The organism is Bradyrhizobium sp. P5_C11_2 (assembly GCF_054049755.1).
On record NZ_JBFULT010000851.1, the window covers coordinates 1 to 2179 of the forward strand.

The following is a 2179-nucleotide window of genomic DNA, read 5'->3' on the forward strand; positions in this document are numbered from 1 at the left end:
GAGGATCCAGTGCCGCTTGTCCTTGATCAGCTCGTCAAGGGCGCCGAACAGGTCGCGGTAGAGTTCAAAGGCCCGGGCGAGATCGAAGATCTCCGTGTCATCCACACCGAGGCCCTTGCGGAAGCTGGCAACCCTCTGAGCCGCGGCACTTCGGCTGAGCGGGATGCTCTTCCAGATCAACTGCTCCCTGGTTGCCGCGAATACATATCCCTTGCTCTGGCCCAGCGACCAGAACACGAGTGCTTCATCGGGGGAAAGAAGTTGCTGCGCCTCAGCACCCTTCACAACGCTGGTCGACGTCAGCTCGACAAAGGACGGGGATTTGGCGGCGATGCTGCTCTTGATCCTGTTGAGCTCGGCCTCCTTCGCTGCCAGTGTTTGCCGCTGTTGAGCGATGAGTGCGGCATTGCGTTCCGTCTCGGATCTGGCCAGTCCATCGGCCAGTCTCTTTCTCAGAGACTCGACCTCGCCGTTCAGATCCTGCTCCGAGCGAACGAGGCCGGCGAGCTCGGGAGAGCCGGCAGCCGCTCGCTGCCCCATCGACTGCAGTGCCGCCGCGGTCGTCGAGCGGAGCGGCAACTGCGCAGCCTCGAAAGCCTCGGCGGACAGTCGCGCCGGGCCACCGGCGACGTTCGCATCACGCCCTTGTTCAAGCAAGGCGAGATGCTTCTCCACGCCTTCCGTGATCGTGTCGCCCCCAACATGGTCGCGCAATCTTTGGCGGATCTCGATCGACTTTCGCGAGCGCTCGATCGCATCAGTGAGATCACCTCGCTTCAACGAGGCGCCCGCCATGATCTCATAGGCCTCGGCGATGTAGAGTTCACGTTCGGTGTCCGGCACCTTGATGAGCTCCAGGCATTGCCCGGCATATCTCTCGGCCTGTGAATATTTCCCGGACGCCAATGCGATCTGACCAAGCGGAAGCAGCGGCGCGCACCGGATGAAGGAAGACATCCCAAAAGCCTGCCCAAAGTAGTCCAATGACTTGAGATACTCCCCTTGAGCAGCATCCATGTTGCCGCGCAGCTTCTCCAGCTTGCCCATGCCCAGCGCCGCCCTCGCCATGGCAGTCGGGTTGTTTCCGATCCGCGATGCCCGGCGGAATAACGGGGCGGCTTTGTCGAACTCTCTCAGCTCCGTATAAACGACGGCGAGGTTCTGCAATGGATTGGCCAGATCCGGGTGATTGGGTCCCTTGATGGTCTCGTCCATGGCCAGCGCCCGCTTGAGCAACGTCTCCGCTTCCTCGTAACGCTCCTCCTCTCTGAGGAGTGAGCCGAGATTGTTCATGAGCATCGTCACCATGCGATCGTTCCTGCCGCGGACAGTTTCCGTCGCGGCAAGGCTTGTCTCCGGATTGTAGCTTCCGGGCCGGATCTTCGACACCGCGCTCATAACCGTCAGTCCGGCGTTGTATGCTTCCTCGGACTCTTTCCAGCGGCCCAGGTTGCTGTAGACATTGCCGAGATTCGAATACGTCTGCGCTAGCGCGAAGTTCTTGTACTCCTTGCCTTGCGTCGTGCGGCCGAACAGCTCGAGGCTGCGAAGATGAATCTTCAAGGCCTCTTGATAGTCGCCGGTCAGGTTCAGCGTGTTGCCGAGACCGGCAAGGATCTCCCCGATCATGGGATTGTCGGCGCCGAACGCCTGCTCTCCGTTCCTGATGGCGCTGCGCGATAATTCTTCGGCCTTGCTGTAGTCGCCGAGCTGGAGATACGCCCGGGCGATGTTGTCTTCGGAAACGGCGCGGACGGCGGTGGGTGGATATTTCTTGTTCGTGCGCGGCAACGCGATGGCTTGCCACGTCTTCGCATACTCGATGGCCTGTACGTATCTTCCATCGGCCATGGCCTCCTGGTAGAGGCGCAAGAGCTTTTGCAGGTCTCCTTCGGCGGCACGTGAAGGAAGAGAGCAAAGTGAGCAAAGCAGGAGGCACAACAGCCCCAACGACGAAAAGCGACGCATAGGTCCCCGCCAAATCAAAATAAAAACGCTTGATGGTAGACTGGATGCCTGGCGCTGCCAACCGTTCGGCTTGCGCCAGCGGTCGCCATGAGCGGTTGGTGTCGCCCCTAAGAGTCCTTCAGTCCGTTCAGCGCACGTCGTCCAGCGCGAAGCTGATCGTGCAGACGACGCCGCGCGGCAGGAAGTCGACGGTCGCCTCGCCGCCAAGCTG

1 protein-coding gene is annotated in these 2179 nt (G+C 60.9%); it reads right to left on the minus strand.

All coding sequences use genetic code 11. The annotated features are described in order from the left end of the window. Window positions 1–1968 (minus strand): tetratricopeptide repeat protein (locus ACXJL8_RS39415; protein ID WP_456686847.1); only part of this gene is annotated, 1968 nt, incomplete at its 3' end. Window positions 1969–2179: the final 211 nt, after the last annotated feature.